The 17,886-nt window shown below is 31.3% G+C and carries 17 protein-coding genes; 10 read left to right on the top strand and 7 right to left on the bottom strand.

Annotated elements, in window-relative coordinates; all coding sequences use genetic code 11:
• Positions 1 to 106: 106 nt before the first annotated feature.
• Entirely contained in the window at positions 107 to 1,261 is a 1,155-nt protein-coding gene (locus LG649_RS02650; protein ID WP_226540609.1) for an adenylyltransferase/cytidyltransferase family protein, read from the top strand.
• A gap of 59 nt (positions 1,262 to 1,320) precedes the next feature.
• Here the strand turns inward: LG649_RS02650 and LG649_RS02645 are convergent, their stop codons facing one another.
• Positions 1,321 to 1,671 (bottom strand): winged helix-turn-helix transcriptional regulator, encoded by a 351-nt coding sequence (locus LG649_RS02645; RefSeq protein ID WP_226540608.1) that lies wholly within the window; start codon positions 1,669 to 1,671, stop codon positions 1,321 to 1,323.
• A 234-nt stretch (positions 1,672 to 1,905) separates the two neighbouring features.
• Between LG649_RS02645 and nfsB the strand changes: the two genes are divergently transcribed.
• The 9 genes from nfsB (at position 1,906) to LG649_RS02600 (ending at position 10,352) form a co-directional block, all read left to right on the top strand.
• Complete coding sequence (gene nfsB, locus LG649_RS02640) at positions 1,906 to 2,565, top strand: oxygen-insensitive NAD(P)H nitroreductase (protein WP_226540606.1); 660 nt, start codon at positions 1,906 to 1,908, stop codon at positions 2,563 to 2,565.
• A gap of 19 nt (positions 2,566 to 2,584) precedes the next feature.
• Complete coding sequence (locus LG649_RS02635) at positions 2,585 to 3,412, top strand: DUF4437 domain-containing protein (protein WP_226540604.1); 828 nt, start codon at positions 2,585 to 2,587, stop codon at positions 3,410 to 3,412.
• A gap of 102 nt (positions 3,413 to 3,514) precedes the next feature.
• Positions 3,515 to 4,375 (top strand): AraC family transcriptional regulator, encoded by an 861-nt coding sequence (locus LG649_RS02630; protein ID WP_226540602.1) that lies wholly within the window; start codon positions 3,515 to 3,517, stop codon positions 4,373 to 4,375.
• 112 nt (positions 4,376 to 4,487) lie between these two features.
• Positions 4,488 to 5,450: a 2OG-Fe(II) oxygenase gene (locus LG649_RS02625; protein ID WP_226540600.1), complete on the top strand. Its 963-nt coding sequence runs from the start codon at positions 4,488 to 4,490 to the stop codon at positions 5,448 to 5,450.
• A gap of 243 nt (positions 5,451 to 5,693) precedes the next feature.
• Complete coding sequence (locus LG649_RS02620) at positions 5,694 to 6,491, top strand: SDR family NAD(P)-dependent oxidoreductase (protein ID WP_226540598.1); 798 nt, start codon at positions 5,694 to 5,696, stop codon at positions 6,489 to 6,491.
• 60 nt (positions 6,492 to 6,551) lie between these two features.
• Positions 6,552 to 7,175 carry a MarC family protein gene (locus LG649_RS02615; protein ID WP_226540596.1) on the top strand — a complete coding sequence of 208 codons (624 nt, stop codon included), beginning with the start codon at positions 6,552 to 6,554 and terminating at the stop codon, positions 7,173 to 7,175.
• An 11-nt stretch (positions 7,176 to 7,186) separates the two neighbouring features.
• Positions 7,187 to 7,789: an NAD(P)H-dependent oxidoreductase gene (locus LG649_RS02610; RefSeq protein WP_226540594.1), complete on the top strand. Its 603-nt coding sequence runs from the start codon at positions 7,187 to 7,189 to the stop codon at positions 7,787 to 7,789.
• A complete protein-coding gene (locus LG649_RS02605; protein ID WP_226540585.1) occupies positions 7,790 to 9,682 on the top strand; it encodes a monovalent cation:proton antiporter-2 (CPA2) family protein in 1,893 nt (630 codons plus the stop codon). It begins immediately after the preceding gene.
• A 76-nt stretch (positions 9,683 to 9,758) separates the two neighbouring features.
• Positions 9,759 to 10,352 (top strand): DUF6515 family protein, encoded by a 594-nt coding sequence (locus tag LG649_RS02600; RefSeq protein WP_226540583.1) that lies wholly within the window; start codon positions 9,759 to 9,761, stop codon positions 10,350 to 10,352.
• A gap of 58 nt (positions 10,353 to 10,410) precedes the next feature.
• On the opposite strand, the gene LG649_RS02595 is transcribed toward LG649_RS02600, so the two are convergent.
• The 6 genes from LG649_RS02595 to LG649_RS02570 all read right to left on the bottom strand — a co-directional run bounded on the left by LG649_RS02595 (position 10,411) and on the right by LG649_RS02570 (position 17,851).
• Positions 10,411 to 11,142: a hypothetical protein gene (locus LG649_RS02595; RefSeq protein WP_226540581.1), complete on the bottom strand. Its 732-nt coding sequence runs from the start codon at positions 11,140 to 11,142 to the stop codon at positions 10,411 to 10,413.
• A 70-nt stretch (positions 11,143 to 11,212) separates the two neighbouring features.
• Positions 11,213 to 12,112, bottom strand: a complete 900-nt coding sequence (locus tag LG649_RS02590; RefSeq protein WP_226540579.1) for an EamA family transporter — start codon at positions 12,110 to 12,112, stop codon at positions 11,213 to 11,215.
• 58 nt (positions 12,113 to 12,170) lie between these two features.
• Positions 12,171 to 13,151: a phosphotransferase gene (locus LG649_RS02585; RefSeq protein ID WP_226540577.1), complete on the bottom strand. Its 981-nt coding sequence runs from the start codon at positions 13,149 to 13,151 to the stop codon at positions 12,171 to 12,173.
• Positions 13,152 to 13,153: 2 nt separating this feature from the next.
• Positions 13,154 to 14,077 (bottom strand): nucleoside hydrolase, encoded by a 924-nt coding sequence (locus LG649_RS02580; protein ID WP_226540575.1) that lies wholly within the window; start codon positions 14,075 to 14,077, stop codon positions 13,154 to 13,156.
• An 11-nt stretch (positions 14,078 to 14,088) separates the two neighbouring features.
• A complete protein-coding gene (locus LG649_RS02575) occupies positions 14,089 to 17,109 on the bottom strand; it encodes a TonB-dependent receptor plug domain-containing protein (RefSeq protein WP_226540573.1) in 3,021 nt (1,006 codons plus the stop codon).
• 97 nt (positions 17,110 to 17,206) lie between these two features.
• Complete coding sequence (locus tag LG649_RS02570) at positions 17,207 to 17,851, bottom strand: DUF2064 domain-containing protein (RefSeq protein ID WP_226540571.1); 645 nt, start codon at positions 17,849 to 17,851, stop codon at positions 17,207 to 17,209.
• Positions 17,852 to 17,886: the final 35 nt, after the last annotated feature.

The raw sequence follows: 17,886 nt of genomic DNA, 5'->3' as shown, positions 1-17,886 counted from the left end.
TAATTAGTTTTGTTGTTGTACATAAAACAGTTATTTTGCTCATGTAAAAATTAATCTTTTTTGAATTGTTAATAGCATTAATTACAACAATTACAAAATTAAATATATGAGTAAAAAAGTTTTTGTTTCCGGTTGTTTCGATATGTTACATAGCGGTCATGTTGCATTTTTTAAAGAAGCAGCCTCTTATGGCGATCTTTATGTAGGTTTGGGATCAGATAAAACCGTTTTCGAGTTAAAAGCCAGAGAAACAATAAATTCTGAGGATGAACGTCTATATATGGTTAAAGCCATTCGCCACGTAAAAGATGCATTTGTAAACAGTGGTTCTGGATTATTAGATTTTGATAAAGAACTCCGTGAATTAAAACCAGACTATTTTGTAGTAAACGAAGATGGTTATTCCGATTTAAAGCGTGAAATCTGCGAAGAATTAAACATAGAATTACATGTTTTAGAGCGTTTTCCCGAAACTGGCTTGCCAGAACGATCAACAACAAGCATACGCAAATCTAACTTTTGCAACTTGCCTTACAGAATAGATTTAGCAGGTACTTGGATAGACCAACCTTACGTGTCTAAATATGCTCCGGGTTGGGCATTAACATTATCATTAGAACCCATTTTTGAATATTTTGAACGCAGCGGAATGTCTACTTCAACTCGTAATGTTGCAAAAAAAATATGGCCGTATAACTTACCATTAGAAAAGCCAAAAAAAATAGCTAAAATGCTTTTTAGTTTCGAAAACATTCCTGGTAAAGAGTTTGTTTCTGGAGCTCAAGATGCCATTGGTATTTGTATGCCTGGTTTGGTTAGGCATTATTATGATAATGAGTATTGGCCACTTAAATTTGAAGAAAATCACGACGAAGAAACATTTAAATGGTTAGAAAAGCATATTAGTATGGTATTGCTATGGCCACGTGAAGACGATTTAGATTTGTTAGGTGAAACTTATATTAACGAAGAAAATGTAAAATCGCTTACACAAGCAGCTGAAAATACTTGGGAAGCCATAAATAATAAAGACTTAAAAGGTTTTGCAAAAGGAGTTGTAGATTCTTTTAATGCCCAAACAACAATGTTTCCTGCTATGATAAACGAGAAAATTTTAAAAGCTATGGCGCCTTATAAAGAAAAAGCTCTTGGTTGGAAACTTTCTGGAGCAGGTGGCGGTGGTTACCTTATTTTAGTTTCAGATAAACCAATTGAGGGAACGATGCCAATTAAAATACGTCGTAAAGGTTCAGATTTATAATTTTTATAAAAATAAAAAATAATTAAAACAGCGGTAGGCCAGTGCTTATTGCTGTTTTTTTATTTCGCTCCTGTAAATTTTCCTTTTTCTTCAACTGCATAAACACCCCAATCTGCAATAGACTGTACTACCGGAATTAACGTTTTTCCAAAATCCGTTAACGAATATTCAACCTTTAGTGGTGGTTTAGAGGTATAAACCTTTCGTTTTATTAAACCATCTTCTTCTAAGTTTTTTAGTTGTAAACTCAATGTGCGCTCAGTAACAGTTGGCATTTCTTTTCTCAGCTCATTATATCGTAATGTCTTATTTATAAGATGAAAAAGAATCACCGTTTTCCATTTTCCACCAATAAGTCCCATGGTTAAACTAGCACAGCATGGGTATTCTTTTCCTTTAAATGTATACATAGCTTCAATTATTGCTTAATGCAAAGGTATGGTACTATAGTTATTTATACAACTATACTTTTTATAGTAAGTTTAACAACCATTGAAAATCCTTACTATTACTACGATTAATGCGTTTTTAATTCAACTTTTTTATACTATCATTTACGACCGTTATTGTATATAAGTATCACTAACATTATTTTTGTCACTATACTTTTGATAGTTTAAATATTAATATAAAAATCACTTAAAATGAACTTAAAAGAAATACTAAACTGGAGATACACCACTAAAGAATTTGATCCAACCAAAAAAATATCTAAAGAAGATATGGATCAAGTAAAAAGCTTATTAAGACTGAGCGCGTCAAGTGTAAACTTACAACCTTGGCATTTTATTATTGCAGAAACTGAAGAAGGAAAAGCACGTATAGCAAAAGGAACACAAGGTTTTTTCCATTTTAACGAACCTAAAGTAACTAATGCTTCAGCTGTTGTGCTTTTTTGTGCAAAAACAGATGCAGATGAAGAATATTACAAACACATTGCAGATGTAGGTGATAAAAACGGACGCTTCCCAAATGAAGACATAAAAAATGGATTTATTGGTGCTGTAAAAACTTTTGCAAACATCCATAAATACGATTTAAAAGATTTAAATCATTGGATGGAAAAACAAGTATACTTAAACATAGGAAGCTTTTTATTAGGCGTTGCGAGTTTAGGTATTGATGCAACTCCAATGGAAGGTATAGATGTAAAAGCATTAGATGAAGAATTCGGGTTAAGAGAAAAAGGTTTCACTGCATTAGTTGCTGTTTCAATAGGTTACAGAGCAGAATCTGACTTTAATTCTACAGATAAAACACCAAAATCTAGATTGTCGGAAAGTGAAATTTTCACTGAAATATAAATTGTATTAATCCATAGCGATGAAAAAATTTATAATGGTTGTTTTGTTATTGGTGGCGACTAAAGTATTGGCGCAAACACCAACTACAGATTCAGCAAAATCTAAAAACGAAGTCGTTACTGCAGACAATGTAGAATGGGGCTGGCTAAATCCGTTGAGAGGCGACAAAAGTCCAGCTGCAGGAAAACTGTGGGGCGACCGTACTAAAAACGAGCCTGCCGGTTTTTTAGTAAAGTTTAAAAAAGGATTTTCATCACCACCACACATTCACAACATCACCTATCGTGGTGTCGTAATTAAAGGTTTATTACATAATGATGATGAAAATGCCGAAAAACAATGGTTACCAGCAGCTTCTTACTGGCAACAGCCTGCTGGCGAAGCGCATATTACAGCAGCTGATGCTGAAGATAATATGGCATTTTTAGATATACAGGAAGGTCCGTATTTAGTAAAACCAACGTCGGAAGTATTTGATAATGGTGAAAAACCAGTGAATGTTGATAAAACCAATTTAGTTTGGTTAAATGCTAATGACATTGAATGGGTTTCAGAAAAAAGTAATGTTGAAACCGCTTTTTTATGGGGAAGTCACGAAAAAAATCAACTGCGTGCGTCATTAATAAAATTACCTGTAGGATTTAAAGGAAAAATTAAAAATTTAAGCCCAAATTTTAGATCAGTTGTTATTTCTGGTAAAGTAACTCATCAATTTTCTAAAAAAGATGATGAAAACATATTAGAACCTGGTTCGTATTTTGGTGCAGAAGAAAATGCTTCACCACTTTTAAAAACGGAGGTTGAAACAGTTATTTATATTCGTTCAAATGGTAAATTCAAAATATAATACACCCTTTTAATTTAGTTAATTGATAGCAAAAAAAGCCACGATTTATATTTTATAAGGTGTGGCTTTTTCATTTTTTAAAAGGTTTAATTAATTATAAATATGGCAAGAACGATTTTAGAAAATATTGTTATACAACAGTACAAAGACCAAACATTTTTTTCGTTTTGTGAATATACCAACATCCGTTTTTTTGAGATTTTATATTTTGAAAAGGGTAGTGGACGTATTAAAATAAACGGAAAAACGGTTAACTATACATCAAATAGTGTTTTTGTATTTATTCCTGATGATATTTATATTGTTGAGGCCGAAACTGCAACAAGTAGTATTGCTATTAAATTTTTGAAGAGTTTTTTTAGAAACATCAGTTCGCAAAACCAAGAATTACCAGTAAATGATTGGTTTCGTAAAATTGAAGAAATTTTAAATAGCGAAAGTCACGAGTTACGCGACATGCAGTTTGAAACTACTTCAGATAGGTCGCATTTGGTGTCCTTAGTAAATATGGTAGCTTCAGAATATCTAAATACCCAAACCCACGATATTTTCATTATTCAAAATTCTTTATCAGTAATACTTCATTTAATTGCGCGTAATATTCAATATTTAAACACTTCAGAAGTAAAAGAAATTAAGTCTTCTAAAATTCAGCAAATCATCAATTACATTCATTCCAATATTTATAATCCTGAGCTTTTAACTACTAAAAGTTTAGCAAATGAATTTTTTATGGCAGATAATTACATTAGTGAATATTTTAAAAAACATACTGATGTTTCTCTTAAAAAGTATATTATCAACTACAAATTAAAGTTGGTAGAAACACGATTAAAATATACAGATGCGCAAGATTCTGAAATTGCTTTAGAGCTTGGTTTTACAGATTCTAGCCACTTAAACAAAACGTTTAAAGCCTATAAAGGTATCAGTTTAAGTACGTTTAAGGCTAGTTTAGTCTAGTTTTTTATTAGAAACCTTATTTTTTACCAATACCACATTGTTTTCTACCAAAAAATAGCTTGTTGTCTAAAATACCTTTGTAATGTAAATAAGAAACAATAAAAAATTTATTATGAAAACAATAGAATATACCAATGCATTACAACAAGCACTTGCTTTAGAAGTGCCATCAAGAGAATTATCATTAAGACGAGATCCATCGGTTTCAAAATTTTGGAATGATAACCGAAAACTATTAGAAGCCGCTTGGGTAGAATGGGAAGTGGAAAACAAAGACAATTTGTTGTTGCCAGATGAATCTTTACTTGACTCAAAATTACGTAAAGCCATAAACGATGCTTGGGAAAATCCAGAAAAAGAAAATGTTGTAGCCGATTTATGGGAAGAAATAATTCCTGGAGTTTACGAAACACAGTTTTTTGATTTAGAACGTTTAGCAGATTTTAGAAAGTATTTAGAAGATGCCGTAAATTCCGGAATACCAAAACGTGCACCTTACGGTATACAGTTAAATCGTTATGGAATGATGCTAGATCCAAGATCTGAAGGACATTTGGCTGCACCAAGCTTTCAAGCATTTTATAATGCTATTATGGACCGTTATATGCGTCCGATTTCTCGACTTTTATTAGGAACTTACGGTTATGACAATCAGACTTTCGGATTTTCAATACAGTACAATCCAGATAAAGACAAAGATTTACACGCGCATACCGATGCCTCATCAGCAACCTTAAATATCAATACCAATTTACCTGATGAGAAATTTACAGGTTCTGTAGTTGACTTCTATGATAAAGCTTCTGGTAAAACCGTACAAACCAAGTTTGAACCTGGTAAAGCCATAATTCACAGAGGTAATGTGCCACACGCAACACATCCAATTGAAAGTGGGCAACGTAGTAATTTAGTAGTTTGGTTGTATGGCGATAATATGCAAATACCACGTGGAAGTACTAGCAGTTATGGAAACATAAGCAGTAGTTCAATTAAAGATGTGGCATTAGAAAGTGTTACAGCACGCCAACGCTGGAGTTTACCTGATGGACCAAAAGATACTGTTGCGCCATTTTAAACTTCTCGATACAAATATTACTCATTTTAATCGTGAAATTCACTCGAAGTGACGATTCATTAAAATTATAAGAAATTAAAAGAAACGTCGGTTCGAGTTATTTTTATTGAGAAGACATTTTGAAGAAAAATAGTATTGAGAACTAATTAAAATAAACTAAATGTCACCTTGAGCGCAGTCGAAAGGTCTTAATAGTTCTCGACTGCGCTCGAATTGACATTTCATCAAAAAATAAAAAACACAATGAAAACCATATTAATTACAGGAAGTACAGACGGAATAGGGAAACTAACCGCTTTAAAACTAGCCAAAGAAGGACACGAAATATATCTTCACGGTAGAAGTGAAGACAAATTAAATGCAGTAATTAACGAGCTAAAAGAAGCTTCAAACAACAAAAACATAAAAGGTTTTATAGCCGATTTTTCAGATTTAAATGCTGTAAAACAAATGGCAGAACAGATTATAAATGACGTAGAAAAATTAGATGTATTAATCAACAATGCCGGAATATTTAAAACAGCCACAAACAAAACCAAAGACGGTTTAGATATTAGAATGGCAGTTAATTATCTGGCGCCTTATATCTTAACAGAAAACATTATTTCGGTTTTAGAAAAAGGAACAAATACAAGAGTGGTTAATTTAAGTTCTGCAGCACAATCTACTGTTCAAAAAGGTGTTCTTTCGGGTGATGCTACTGTAAACGCAAGTGAAAGTTATGCGCAAAGTAAGTTGGCTCTAACTATGTGGTCATTTATTTTTGCAAAACAGCATCAAAATATTACAACCATAGCTGTAAATCCTGGTTCGTTATTAAATACGAAAATGGTAAAGGAAGCGTATGGACAGCATTGGTCTCCAGCAGAAAAAGGTGTAGCTATTCTTTTTGAATTAGCAACCTCGAAAACGCACCAAAACGAGTCAGGTAAATATTTTGATAATGATAAAGGAATGTATGCAAAAGCCTATCCAGATGTTTATAATCTGATAAAAACCGAATCATTAATTACCGAAACAAAATCAATTTTAAAAAAATAGAAAATAACTTTGGTAAAACAGAAGTAAATCAATTTATTGCAGGTTTAAATTTTTTTATTGATGGATAACATAGTTACATTTTCAATTACGGTTTTTACTGGTTTTTTTGCAATAACAAACCCTATATCTAACATGACGGTATTTTTATCGTTAACGCGTGGGGAAGACAGAAAAACAAAGCAGGATATTAATAAACGTGCTAATATAACAGCATTTACTATTGTTACTGTCTTTATTTTATTAGGTAAATTTATCTTTGAATTATTTAATATTAGTATTCCAGCATTTAAAATTACCGGGGGAATTTTAATATTTTTTATTGGTTTTGAAATGCTTCAGTCTAAAAAATCTAATGTAAAACATATTAAAAATGTAGATGAAGACGAAAACATAGCCATATCACCATTAGCAATTCCTATATTAGCAGGACCTGGAACTATTGTAACAGCCATGAATTTTGTTTCAAATGCTAAACCATTACATATTATACTGGTAATTGGCATTTTTGGATTTATGAGTATATTAACTTATATAACTTTTAGCCTAAGTAATTTTGTGGTAAAAGTTGTAGGTAATAATGTAATATCTGTTATAGGTAAAATTATGGGGTTAATTATAGCCATTATTGGCACTGGTATGGTAATTACAGGAATTAAACTTGCTTTTAATTTAATAGTGCAATAAACTTAAATTGTATGAAAAAAATTCTCATTCTTTTTGCGCATCCTAAATTTGAAAAATCAAGAGTTAATAAAGTACTTATTGATAAAGTTAAACATATTGAGAATGTTACATTTCATGATTTGTACGAGGAGTATCCAAATTTTCATATTGATGTAAAACGAGAACAAGAATTACTGTTAAAACATGATGTTATTATTTGGCATCATCCGTTTTATTGGTATAGTAGTCCTGCAATTTTAAAGCAGTGGAAAGATATGGTGCTTGAGTTTAATTGGGCACACGGGCCTACTGGTCTAGCTTTACAAGGTAAAACAGCTTTAAATGTAATAACAACTGGAGGAAAGCGTGAAATTTATTGTGCAACTGGGTCGAATAGTTTCACAGTAAACGAATTTTTAAGGCCTTACGAGCAAACAGCCAACCTATGCGGAATGCGTTTTTTGCCACCTTTTGCCGTAATGGGAACCTACAGTTTAAATGATGAAGCATTGTTATTATACGCAAATCAATACAAAAGTTTATTAGACTTTCTAAAAGGCAATATTGATGATGTAAATCTTTCTAATTACTTTTTTATAAACGATTTACCAATATTATCTAAACATTTGATTTAAATGACTGGAAGTTTACTTTTTGAAGCCATTGTTTTTTTATTAGGAGCCATAATATGTGTTGCGATAGCAAAACGTTTAGGTTTAAGTTCTGTAATTGGCTATTTGCTGGCTGGTGTTGTAATAGGGCCTTACGTACTGGGTTTTATTGGAAAAGAAGGTGAAGATATTTTACATTTTGCAGAATTTGGTGTTGTTATTATGCTTTTTTTAATAGGATTAGAAATTGAACCTAAAAACTTCTGGAACATGCGTAAAACCATATTAGGAATGGGCGGTTTACAAGTGGGTTTAACCATGTTTTTATCCTATGGTTTATTTCTTATTTTAGGTTATAGCGTAAATGTTTCTTTAGTAATTTCTATGGCCATTGCATTATCATCAACGGCTATTGCTATGCAAACTATAAAAGAAAAAGGTTTAATGGAAACCACATCTGGCGCTTCATCCTTTTCTATTTTATTATTTCAAGATATTATAGTGATTTTTATGTTAGGTTTTATACCTCTATTATCTAATACAGAAGATACAGAAACGAGTAATCATACTTCAGATACAAGTTTATTAGAAACTTTACCAATAGGATTTCAAACTCTAGCCATTATTCTTTCTGTAGCTTTAATTGTTGTTGCCGGACGTTATTTAATCGTGCCAATGTTACGAAAAGTAGCAAAAACAGGAGTTAGAGAAATGCTAATTGCCGCAGCCTTTTTAATTGTATTTTCAATATCTTACTTAATGGAATTTGTAGGTATCAGTCCTGCATTAGGTGCTTTTTTAGGTGGTGTAGTATTATCTAACAGCGAGTTTAAACATGAACTAGAAAGCACATTAGAGCCTTTTAAAAACTTAATGTTAGGTCTGTTTTTTATGGCTGTTGGTGCTTCAATAAACTTTATAGTTATTGCTAATATTCCATTTACGGTAGGCGGAATTTTATTAGCAATAATAGCTTTAAAAGCATTCGTTTTATTTATTACAGCTCACGTATTTAAACTTAAAATAGATCAGAAATTATTATTAACCTTTAATCTTTCACAAATAGGTGAATTTGCGTTTGTACTACTATCATTTGCATTTGGGCTTAATATATTAGATCAAGAAGTTATGGACTTAATGTTAGTAATAACCGCCTTAAGTATGTCACTAACTCCAATATTAGGTATAATTAACGAGCATTATATTCTCCCCAAAGTGGGTACAAAAGAATCAATTGACCGTCCAATGGATCATATTGCAAAATCACAAAAGGTAATTTTAGTAGGTTTTGGGCATTTTGGTAGCACAGTTGGTCGTTTTTTACGATCGCATGGTGTAGAAGCTACTATTTTAGATATAGATTCTAATCGTGTAGATTTTTTAAGAAAAATGGGTTTTGAAGTGTATTATGGCGATGCAACAAGACTTAGTTTGTTAGAATCTGCCGGAATAGCAGACGCTAATTTGTTAATTATTGCTATTGATAATCCTACGGTAACAAGAGAAGTTGCTCGAATAGTTAAAGATAATTATCCAAATGTAGAATTATTAATTCGAGCAAAAAATAGGTATGATGCTTACGACCTTTTAAATATGGGGATAGATAATATTTACAGAGAATCTTTAGATACTTCACTGGCTTTAGCTAGCGATGCTTTAAGTAAATTAGGTTTCAGAAAATATACTTTGGCCAGACAAGTGCAAAATTTTATAAAATACGATGAGGAAAGCATTCGTAGGTTGGCTAAACAACCTACCGACGAAGACTCTTATATTTTTAAAGCACGACAAGAATTAGCCGAACAGGAAAAATTATTAAACAACGATTTTAAACGAGGGGTTGTAGATTACGACAACCATTGGGACAGTAAAAACATTAAAGATGCTCTTCAGCAATTTCAAAAGAACAAATCTTAACACATTTTTAGCAATTAATAGCTAAACCTTTATTGTTTTATAAAGTCAAATAAGCGTAATTATAAAATTAATACTTATGAAAACTTTATATAAAACATTAACATCAATAGCTATAGTCGCTCTCCTAGTTTTTGGAGTTTCTGCAACCGCTAACGCACAAAGTAGAAATTATAGTAAAAATACATCAAAAAGAAATTCATTAAAACTGAACAGGAATAGCAGAATTTCTAGCAGTCGTGTAAATTATAAACGGCCAACTAAAAAGGTTGTGGCTGTTCGTAGTATTCCCAATAGAAAAGTAGTAACTCACAGAGGTGTAAATTATTATTATGCCAATAATAGGTTTTATACATATTCAAGAGGTCGTTATGTAAATATAGCGCCACGAGTTGGTTTTCGTATTAGCACATTACCACGCATACATACTCGCATAGTGTTTAATAACCATGTGTTTTTTAATGTTGATGGCATTTTTTATTCTCAAGTAGATGAAGGTTACGAAGTAGTAGAGCCAGAAGTTGGAACCATTGTTTACGAACTACCAACTGAAACAGAAAAAGTAGAAATCGACGGACTTACTTATTATGAATATGCCAATGTATTATATGAAAAAGTTCAGGTTGATGGTACTAGAGCTTACGAAGTAGTAGGGATAATAGAATTAGAATAGATTGATTAATAGTTTCTTAATTTTGAAAAGAGAAGTTTACTTGTTAAGCTTCTCTTTTTTATACATACACTTTTTCTTCAGATTTATTCTTTAACATTTTTATTAAAAACGTCATGAAGAAATACATAGATGCAATATGAAATATTAAAGTGACTATAGTTATAGTTTTTAAATAAAATAAATATTCATTTATAGAACTTAAAAGCATTTGGCAAAAGAAAAAAATACCTGAAATTAATAAATATATACTTGCATAATATGCATTTTTAATGTGAATGATTGAAATTAACACCAGCAGTACCACCATAAAAAAAGAACATAAAAACATAAAAAACCATTGGTTACTTGGCAAAGTAAATACTAAATGTTTTAAAATGGAAAATAAAATATAACCAAAAGCGGTAAAGGCTAATAAAGCAGACGCAGATAAGAGTATTGTAAACTTCCCTTTATTTAAAAACTTTTTAATAGCCATAATACAACCTATTTCATATAGCGTTGTTAGAATTGTTATGAGTATAAAATTTTTCTTAAAATCTAAATAAGCCAATATATCTGAGGCCAGAACAGCTAATAAGCCAATTATATAACAGACATTACATTTTTTTTTGTAGTAAAAAAGGTATTTACATATAATAGTAATAATTATTACAGGCATTACATAAAGTAAAGCTTCTTTGTCGTTAAAAATACTTAAAACAACTGTAACTAAAGATGCTGATAAAATAACAGCATCAAAAATATTGATTGATTTAACATTATTAAAAATTTTATGTTTTGGAGTTAACATTTTATCGGAGAAGTTTCTTATTCTAAAGATAGAAAAGGATAATAACAAATCCAATTATAAAGGCAAAAGCTTAAGAATAAAGAATTAAAAAAACACCAAGCATTATTCCTATTAGCGGGACTAATTTTTTTCTTTTATTTTTTTCTTTAAAAATTATACCTCCTACAATTACGGCTATTAATATTTGACTACGTTTTATGGCAGAGAGCAGCATAATTAAAGCTTCTGGGTCTTGTAAAGCTTTAAAATAAAAATAATCAGCAGATTGTAATAAAATTCCAACAGCAATAATTGTCCATCTAAATTTAAAAGCTTTTCGTTTTTCTTTAAAAGGAAACCAGGTTATACTTAAAATAATTATTAAAATAAGTATGGTGTAAAAGCAAAACCAAAACTGTAAGGTTTGTGGGTTTAAGGTTAAATTTTGAATTAAAAATTTGTCATACAAACCACTACTAGCACCTAAAAAAGTGGCTCCTATAATTGCAAAAATCCATTTATTTCGTTTAAAAATGATACCCTCTTTTTTACCAATTCTTGAATAAAGTATTACAGAAAATATAATTAAAAAGAAACCAATCCATTGATAAAGGTTAGGGCTTTCTTTGTAAATTAAAATAGCACCAATAAAAGTAAAAAATGGTCCTGCCGAACGAATAGGTGTAACTATGGTTATGGGTAAATGTTTTAATGCCTGATAAGCTAAAATCCAGGAACTCGCCATTATTCCAGATTTTATAAAAATAAAGCAGTGGTGTTGCCAGTTGATATTTTGAAAAACAAAACCATTCTGTAAAGCTTTTTCTGGGTAAAGTATTGCATACAGATAAAATCCTGCAATAAATATAAAACCACTTAAAACAGTGCCTAACAAAACAGGAAATGTTTCGTTTCCTTGTACGGCATGTTTTTTTGCAAGGTTGTGTAAACCTAAAAAAAGCGCAGCTAAAAGTCCTAAATACATCCACATAATGGGCGCGAAAATAAAATTTTAAGAACTATTAACTACGTCTTTAAGCATTAATTTTTTATGAATAAGCGTTTTCATTCAAAATCCATGACTTTGCAAGTATTAATAAACGTAATTTTTCCTCTAAAGTACGTTGTAAAGGTAATTGAGCAAGCCCTATAATACGCCTAACAATTTCAATACCAGTAAATGTTTTAACCAAATTTAAATTTAAGTGGCCATTATATAGTTTTGCTACTTCTTCAAAAATAGTTTCTTGGCTAGTTGCCATAACTAAATGCGCTATCATTACAGCTACATCAAATTCTGCAGGACCTGTAAAGCTAAATTCTGGGTCAAGAACAAAAATAGAATCATCTTGTTGCATCCAACTTCCAGGGTAATAATCGCCGTGTAAAAGTACTTCACCTTCCGATAAGTATAAATTTCCAAATTCGTTAACTTTAGCTTTTATGTTGGGATCGTTTATTATGGCCTGCGAAATTTCGGTTAATCCTTCTTGAATATCATCTAAATTTATTCCATTATCGTTAATAAATGGTAAAATAAAAATATGTTGATGGTTTAATTTTCTTAATTCTAAATTTGCGGGATAATTTGATACTTTTATTTTATGAATACTTTCAAGTATTTCTACTAGATGTTTTATATGTTTTATTGAAATGGATTTAGAGTTATAAATGAAAGACATGTCTTTGCTTTCCCCTAAATCTTCTAAAAAAAGCATATGGTACTCTGGTAAAAAAGCAATTAGTTTTGGTAAATAGCAATTAACTTTAGAGTTTTTAATGTTTTTATAAAATTCATATTCAACTAGAATTCTATCAATAGGAGCAGGAATATCTTGGTATTTTTGTACAAATGGGCGCGATTGTTTTGCTATAAAACTTCTGTTGTTTGTAGTTATACGCAAAACAACATTCATGTTACCTTCACCTGGTTTTTCAATGCTTTTAATAAGTTCGTTTTTTTGTAAAATGTTATTTTCACTTAAAAAAGAGCTTAATTCTGTAATTGTATTTTCCGTAGATAAAATCATTGTTATTGCTTTAAAATTGTTTCAAAATGTTGCCAAAAGTCTGCTTCCATTTTTTCAACATCAATTTTTGTGTAAATGTTAATTTGCCTTTTAGTGTTTTCTGTTGGGGTTAAAAACATGCGTTGTTGTGTCCACTCTGGGTGTGCTAAAGCTTCAATTATAGCTAAATCCCACATAATCCATTTTTTTTGTTTTTGGTCTTTTGTAGTCCACCAACGTTTATAAGTCTCCCAACGGTTTACTAAATAATCCGCAATTCCGCCATTACCTTTAAGTTTTTTGTCTACTATTTTTTTTGAAAACACTAAATGTTGACTTGTAGTAGCAGTCATTACACTTAAATCTAGTTGTTTGTTATTTAATAGCATATTTACTGCTAAGCTATCATTTCTGGAGTTAAATTCATTTTTGTTATATGAATTATTTTCAGGATTATGCCAAAAACCTAAATAGTGTACTTTAATTTTAGGAATAATTGTAGAGTCGGACAAAATAGCCGAAGCTACATTAGTACACGACCCAAGAATTACAATGTTTAATTTTTGATTTTTTTGTTGCAGATGCGCTTTTTCAATGATAAAATTTGAAGCAGGTGAGCGCTGTGCAATTTTATTGTTTTTTAAAGGTTTGTTAGCTCCTAAAGGAAGGGCTATGTTTTTATTGTTTAGTAACTCAATTATTTTCTCGTTAATTTTCTGGCTTTCAACAACTGTACTATCTGTGGCCAAAGGCGAAGTATGAAATTGAGCAGATGTTATACCTAATAAATCGAACTCTGGCGCATTAATAGCTCTTACTAGAGCAAACAAATCATCAACTTCGTTTGCTGTATCGGCATCAATAATTAATGGTATTTTAGTTTGTGCATTAACTAAAGTAATACACAAACTAAAACTTAATATTATAATTTTTAAACTTGTTTTCATTAAAAGGTTATTTAAAATAAATAGCGAGCACTAAATTGAAATTGTCTTGGTGGTGCTGCATTTCTAACAACAATACCACTTCCACTTGGACCTTCTTGAATTTGGTTACTTTGAGTGGCATTATTACTATAACCGCTTAAATTTACGGTATTAAAAATATTAAAAACATCTGCTCGTAATTCTATTTTTGTTTTTTCAGATAATTTAAATTGATATTGGGTAGCTAAATCGAAAGTATAAGACCAAGGTAAACGGTCACTGTTTCTATCTTCACCCGGTGATCTATCACTATTACCAACATAGGCATCTCCAAACGATGTTCCATCTCCATTTAAATCGCGCGTATCAAAACGTACAAAGTTAGCACTGTCTATACTTGTATTAGGAATTCTGTTAATAGGCTGACCACTTTGTATTAATCCTGCTAAGGTAAACGATAAATTTTTTGCAGGATATAGCGAACCAATAGCATTAATTAAATGTGTTCTGTCGTTTATAGCAACTGCATATTCGGCATCAAAATTATTACTATCCATAGCTCTAAAATTAATGCCTTCTGTATCGTTTTTAGAAGTTGATAGTGTGTAGTTTAATCGATATCCAAATATACCATCACCACGGTCGTTTTGGTAATTTAAACTTAAAGCGGTATAACGTGAACGCCCTTCGCTTTCTGTAATAACTACATTTCTGGAAATACCTGTTACACGTTGGCCGTTAATTGTTGCACCACTATTTTCTATAGGAATTGGTCGAGACAAATCGGCATCTTCAGGCGTTCTAACCTCATCTTGAGTAAAGTTAGCATCAACCGTAAAAGGTGCTGCGGCATTTAAATTTCGTAACCTAAATAAATCGCGCGACCAGTTATGTACAATATCGGCATAAAATAAACTATGGTTATTAATTTGCCATTGGTAACCTAAAGTTAATTGATGTGTGTATGGATTTTTATAACCATTAGGGTTTAATATTCTGCGTTCGTTACTAAAAACACCATCACGATTGTTTTGTAACGATTCACTTGATGGACCATTAAGGTACTGAATACCATCTGCTTCAACAAAAGCAGCATTTAAATTACCTTCAAAAATAACTCTATCAATATCTGTACTTTCAGGTAAAATACCTAAATCTATAAATTCTTGTATTTGTGTTTGGTATTCTTCTCCTGTAGTGTTACGCTGTAAGGCATCGCTATAAATGGCGTAATTTATTTTATCGTAAAAAATACCGTATCCACCACGAATACTTTCGTTATCGCTTAAAGCGTAATTAAAATTAAATCGTGGGGCAAAATTATTTGTATCGCCTTTAGTACCTCCACCAACAGATAAATTATCGTAATCGTAACGTAGGCCAAAATTTAAATTCCATTTCTCTGAAACATCCCATTCATCTTCTATATAAATAGAGTAAATATTTTGTGTTTTTCCAAAGGCTTGTGGGCGTAACTCAACGGCGTATGATGTTACACTAACATCTTCTGGAATATCATTTACACTTAAACTAGCACCTAAGTTTGCATTTTGCAGTGTTGTTAATTGGTCTTCGGTTAAGCGAACTACATAATTACCATTAGGATTGCCACCTCCAAATAGGCTATGGTTACCAGAAATAAAGCCCAATCCTGCTTTTATGGTATGATTGTTTAAGTAATATTTTAATTTTTGTTGAACTTGTAGTGTTTTTTCAAGAGCATCAAAAACATAACCAGGATGTCCTAAAATAGCGACTGTATTTTCGCTAGGATCTAGAACTGTAACTCGAGAACTATTTTGTGTATTGGAACGGGCATAATTCCAGCGAAAGCGAGAATATTGAATGTTAGATTGTAAACTGTAATTATTGCCAATTATATCGTTTTTTAGTGCCAAATTTAATGAGTTTCTATCTTGAAAATTTCCAGCAGAAGGGAAGGTAACGCCACCTTCTAATCCGCCACCTTGACGTTCTATAGTTACTAAACCTATATTGGCACGCAGCGAAGTTCTGAAATTTCGCGACCAATTATGGTCTATTTTTCCTGAGAAATAAGCAAAATCGTTATTCCCTTTAACGGTTTCGTTAACGTTTAATTCTTCAGAATTTAATAAATTATCTTTTACATCATGGGTATATTCGGCATTAACGAAAAAGAAGGTTTTATCTTTAATTATCGGCCCGCCTAATGCAAAACCTTGTTGAAAACGCATAAAACCATCTTGCACTTGGTTACCAGATAAGTCTTGTTGAGCAAAAGGAGAGCTGGCATCTATTACAGAGCCAGGACGTGTAACAAAAAACACTTCGCCTTCTAGGGCATTACTTCCAGATTTTGTAGTTACGTTAATTACACCGTTGTTAGATAAACCAAATTCGGCAGAATAATTATTAGTTAATACCGTAATATCTTTGGTAAAACCAACAGGGATTGCAAATTTTTGCCCACCAAGAAAACGCTCGTTATTATCTAAGCCATCAATTAAATAACTTGTAAATAAACCGTTGCCACCGTTAATGCTTACGTTTGGTGCTTCAGAGAAAAAACCAGTAGCTTGTGATACATTTGGTAACCTAAAAAGTGCTCTTGTAACATCGCGCCCTTCTACGGGCAATTCTTCTAATTCAGCTTCTTTAAGCTCAAAAGAAACTTCGGCCGAAGTTCTATTTATTTTTGTTCCTGTATTGGTGTTTACAACTACTTCTTGCAAATCTTGGGTTTGTTGGTCTATGGGTAAAAGCCATAATTGTGCTGTAAGTTCTTGGTTAGAACGTACATCTATTTGTTCTGAAACTTGTGCGGCGTAAACATCGTTTCCTTCAAAAATAATTTGATAGCCGTTTACAACAGGAATGGAGTTAAATAATACTTTGCCAGTGGTGTTTGTTGTTTTTATGTTTGTGTAAGATAAATCTTTATTCACCAACGATATATTTATATTTTCAATTGGTAAACCTGTTGAGAAATTAATAATGGTAACTTCTAAATCTTCTTGAGCTATAGCAAATATACTACATAGCATAAATGCTAAGCATAATATTTTTTTCATAATAATATACTAAGGGTTCTTGCCTAAAGGCAATTGTATTTTTGATTTTTTTTTAAATTAGACTGGTTTTAGTTTTAAAGTAAATTTTTACCTTAAACTAAAATGTTGGCGATCCCTTGTTAAAGTATTGTTGTTTATGAAGTTGATTATAAAAACTGCTAACAAATAGAATGTTTTGCGCATTTTTTATTAATTGTTGTAAATAATTGCGAAGCGTTTGTAATGTAATACCAATTACCGCCAATACTTTTTTTACCTGTTCAAGCTTATCTAAATCGTGAAATGCAGGAAGTAAATGTATGCTCTGTTGTTTTAATTGGGGCTGTATGTAATTAAAAACCTGCTTAAAAACTTGGCTAGTTTGCCAGTTAAAGTTTTTAAATTGTTTGGCGTTAAACTGCTTTTTACCAATAGCTAAAAGATAAAAACCACCATCTAAACTAGGCCCTAAAACAGGCTGATTGTTTTCTACAAGCTCTTTTGCTTGTAATATATGTTTTACTTTTAGTTGTGGGGTATCGTTACCAATTGTTATAATTTGAGAATACCCTAAATTAAAAATGTCTGTTATTGCGTTGGTAAATCTTTCACCAAAGCTATTTCCAATTTGATCTTTTTCTGTGTAATGAAAGTAATTTAACCCTGTAGCTTTAACTTTTTTAAGGGTGTTATTATCTAAAGTTTCAGATAGTTTTTTATTTGAAACAAGGTAATTTTTTTTCTCTGCCTGTTCTGGAGACAAAGAAAATAATAAAACCGCAGTGTTAGTTAGTGTCT

Source organism: Neotamlana laminarinivorans, assembly GCF_020523925.1.
GTDB classification, from domain to species: Bacteria; Bacteroidota; Bacteroidia; order Flavobacteriales; family Flavobacteriaceae; genus Neotamlana; species Neotamlana laminarinivorans.
Note: the sequence above shows the minus strand (reverse complement) of the source record. Positions and strands in the feature narration are given on the sequence as shown.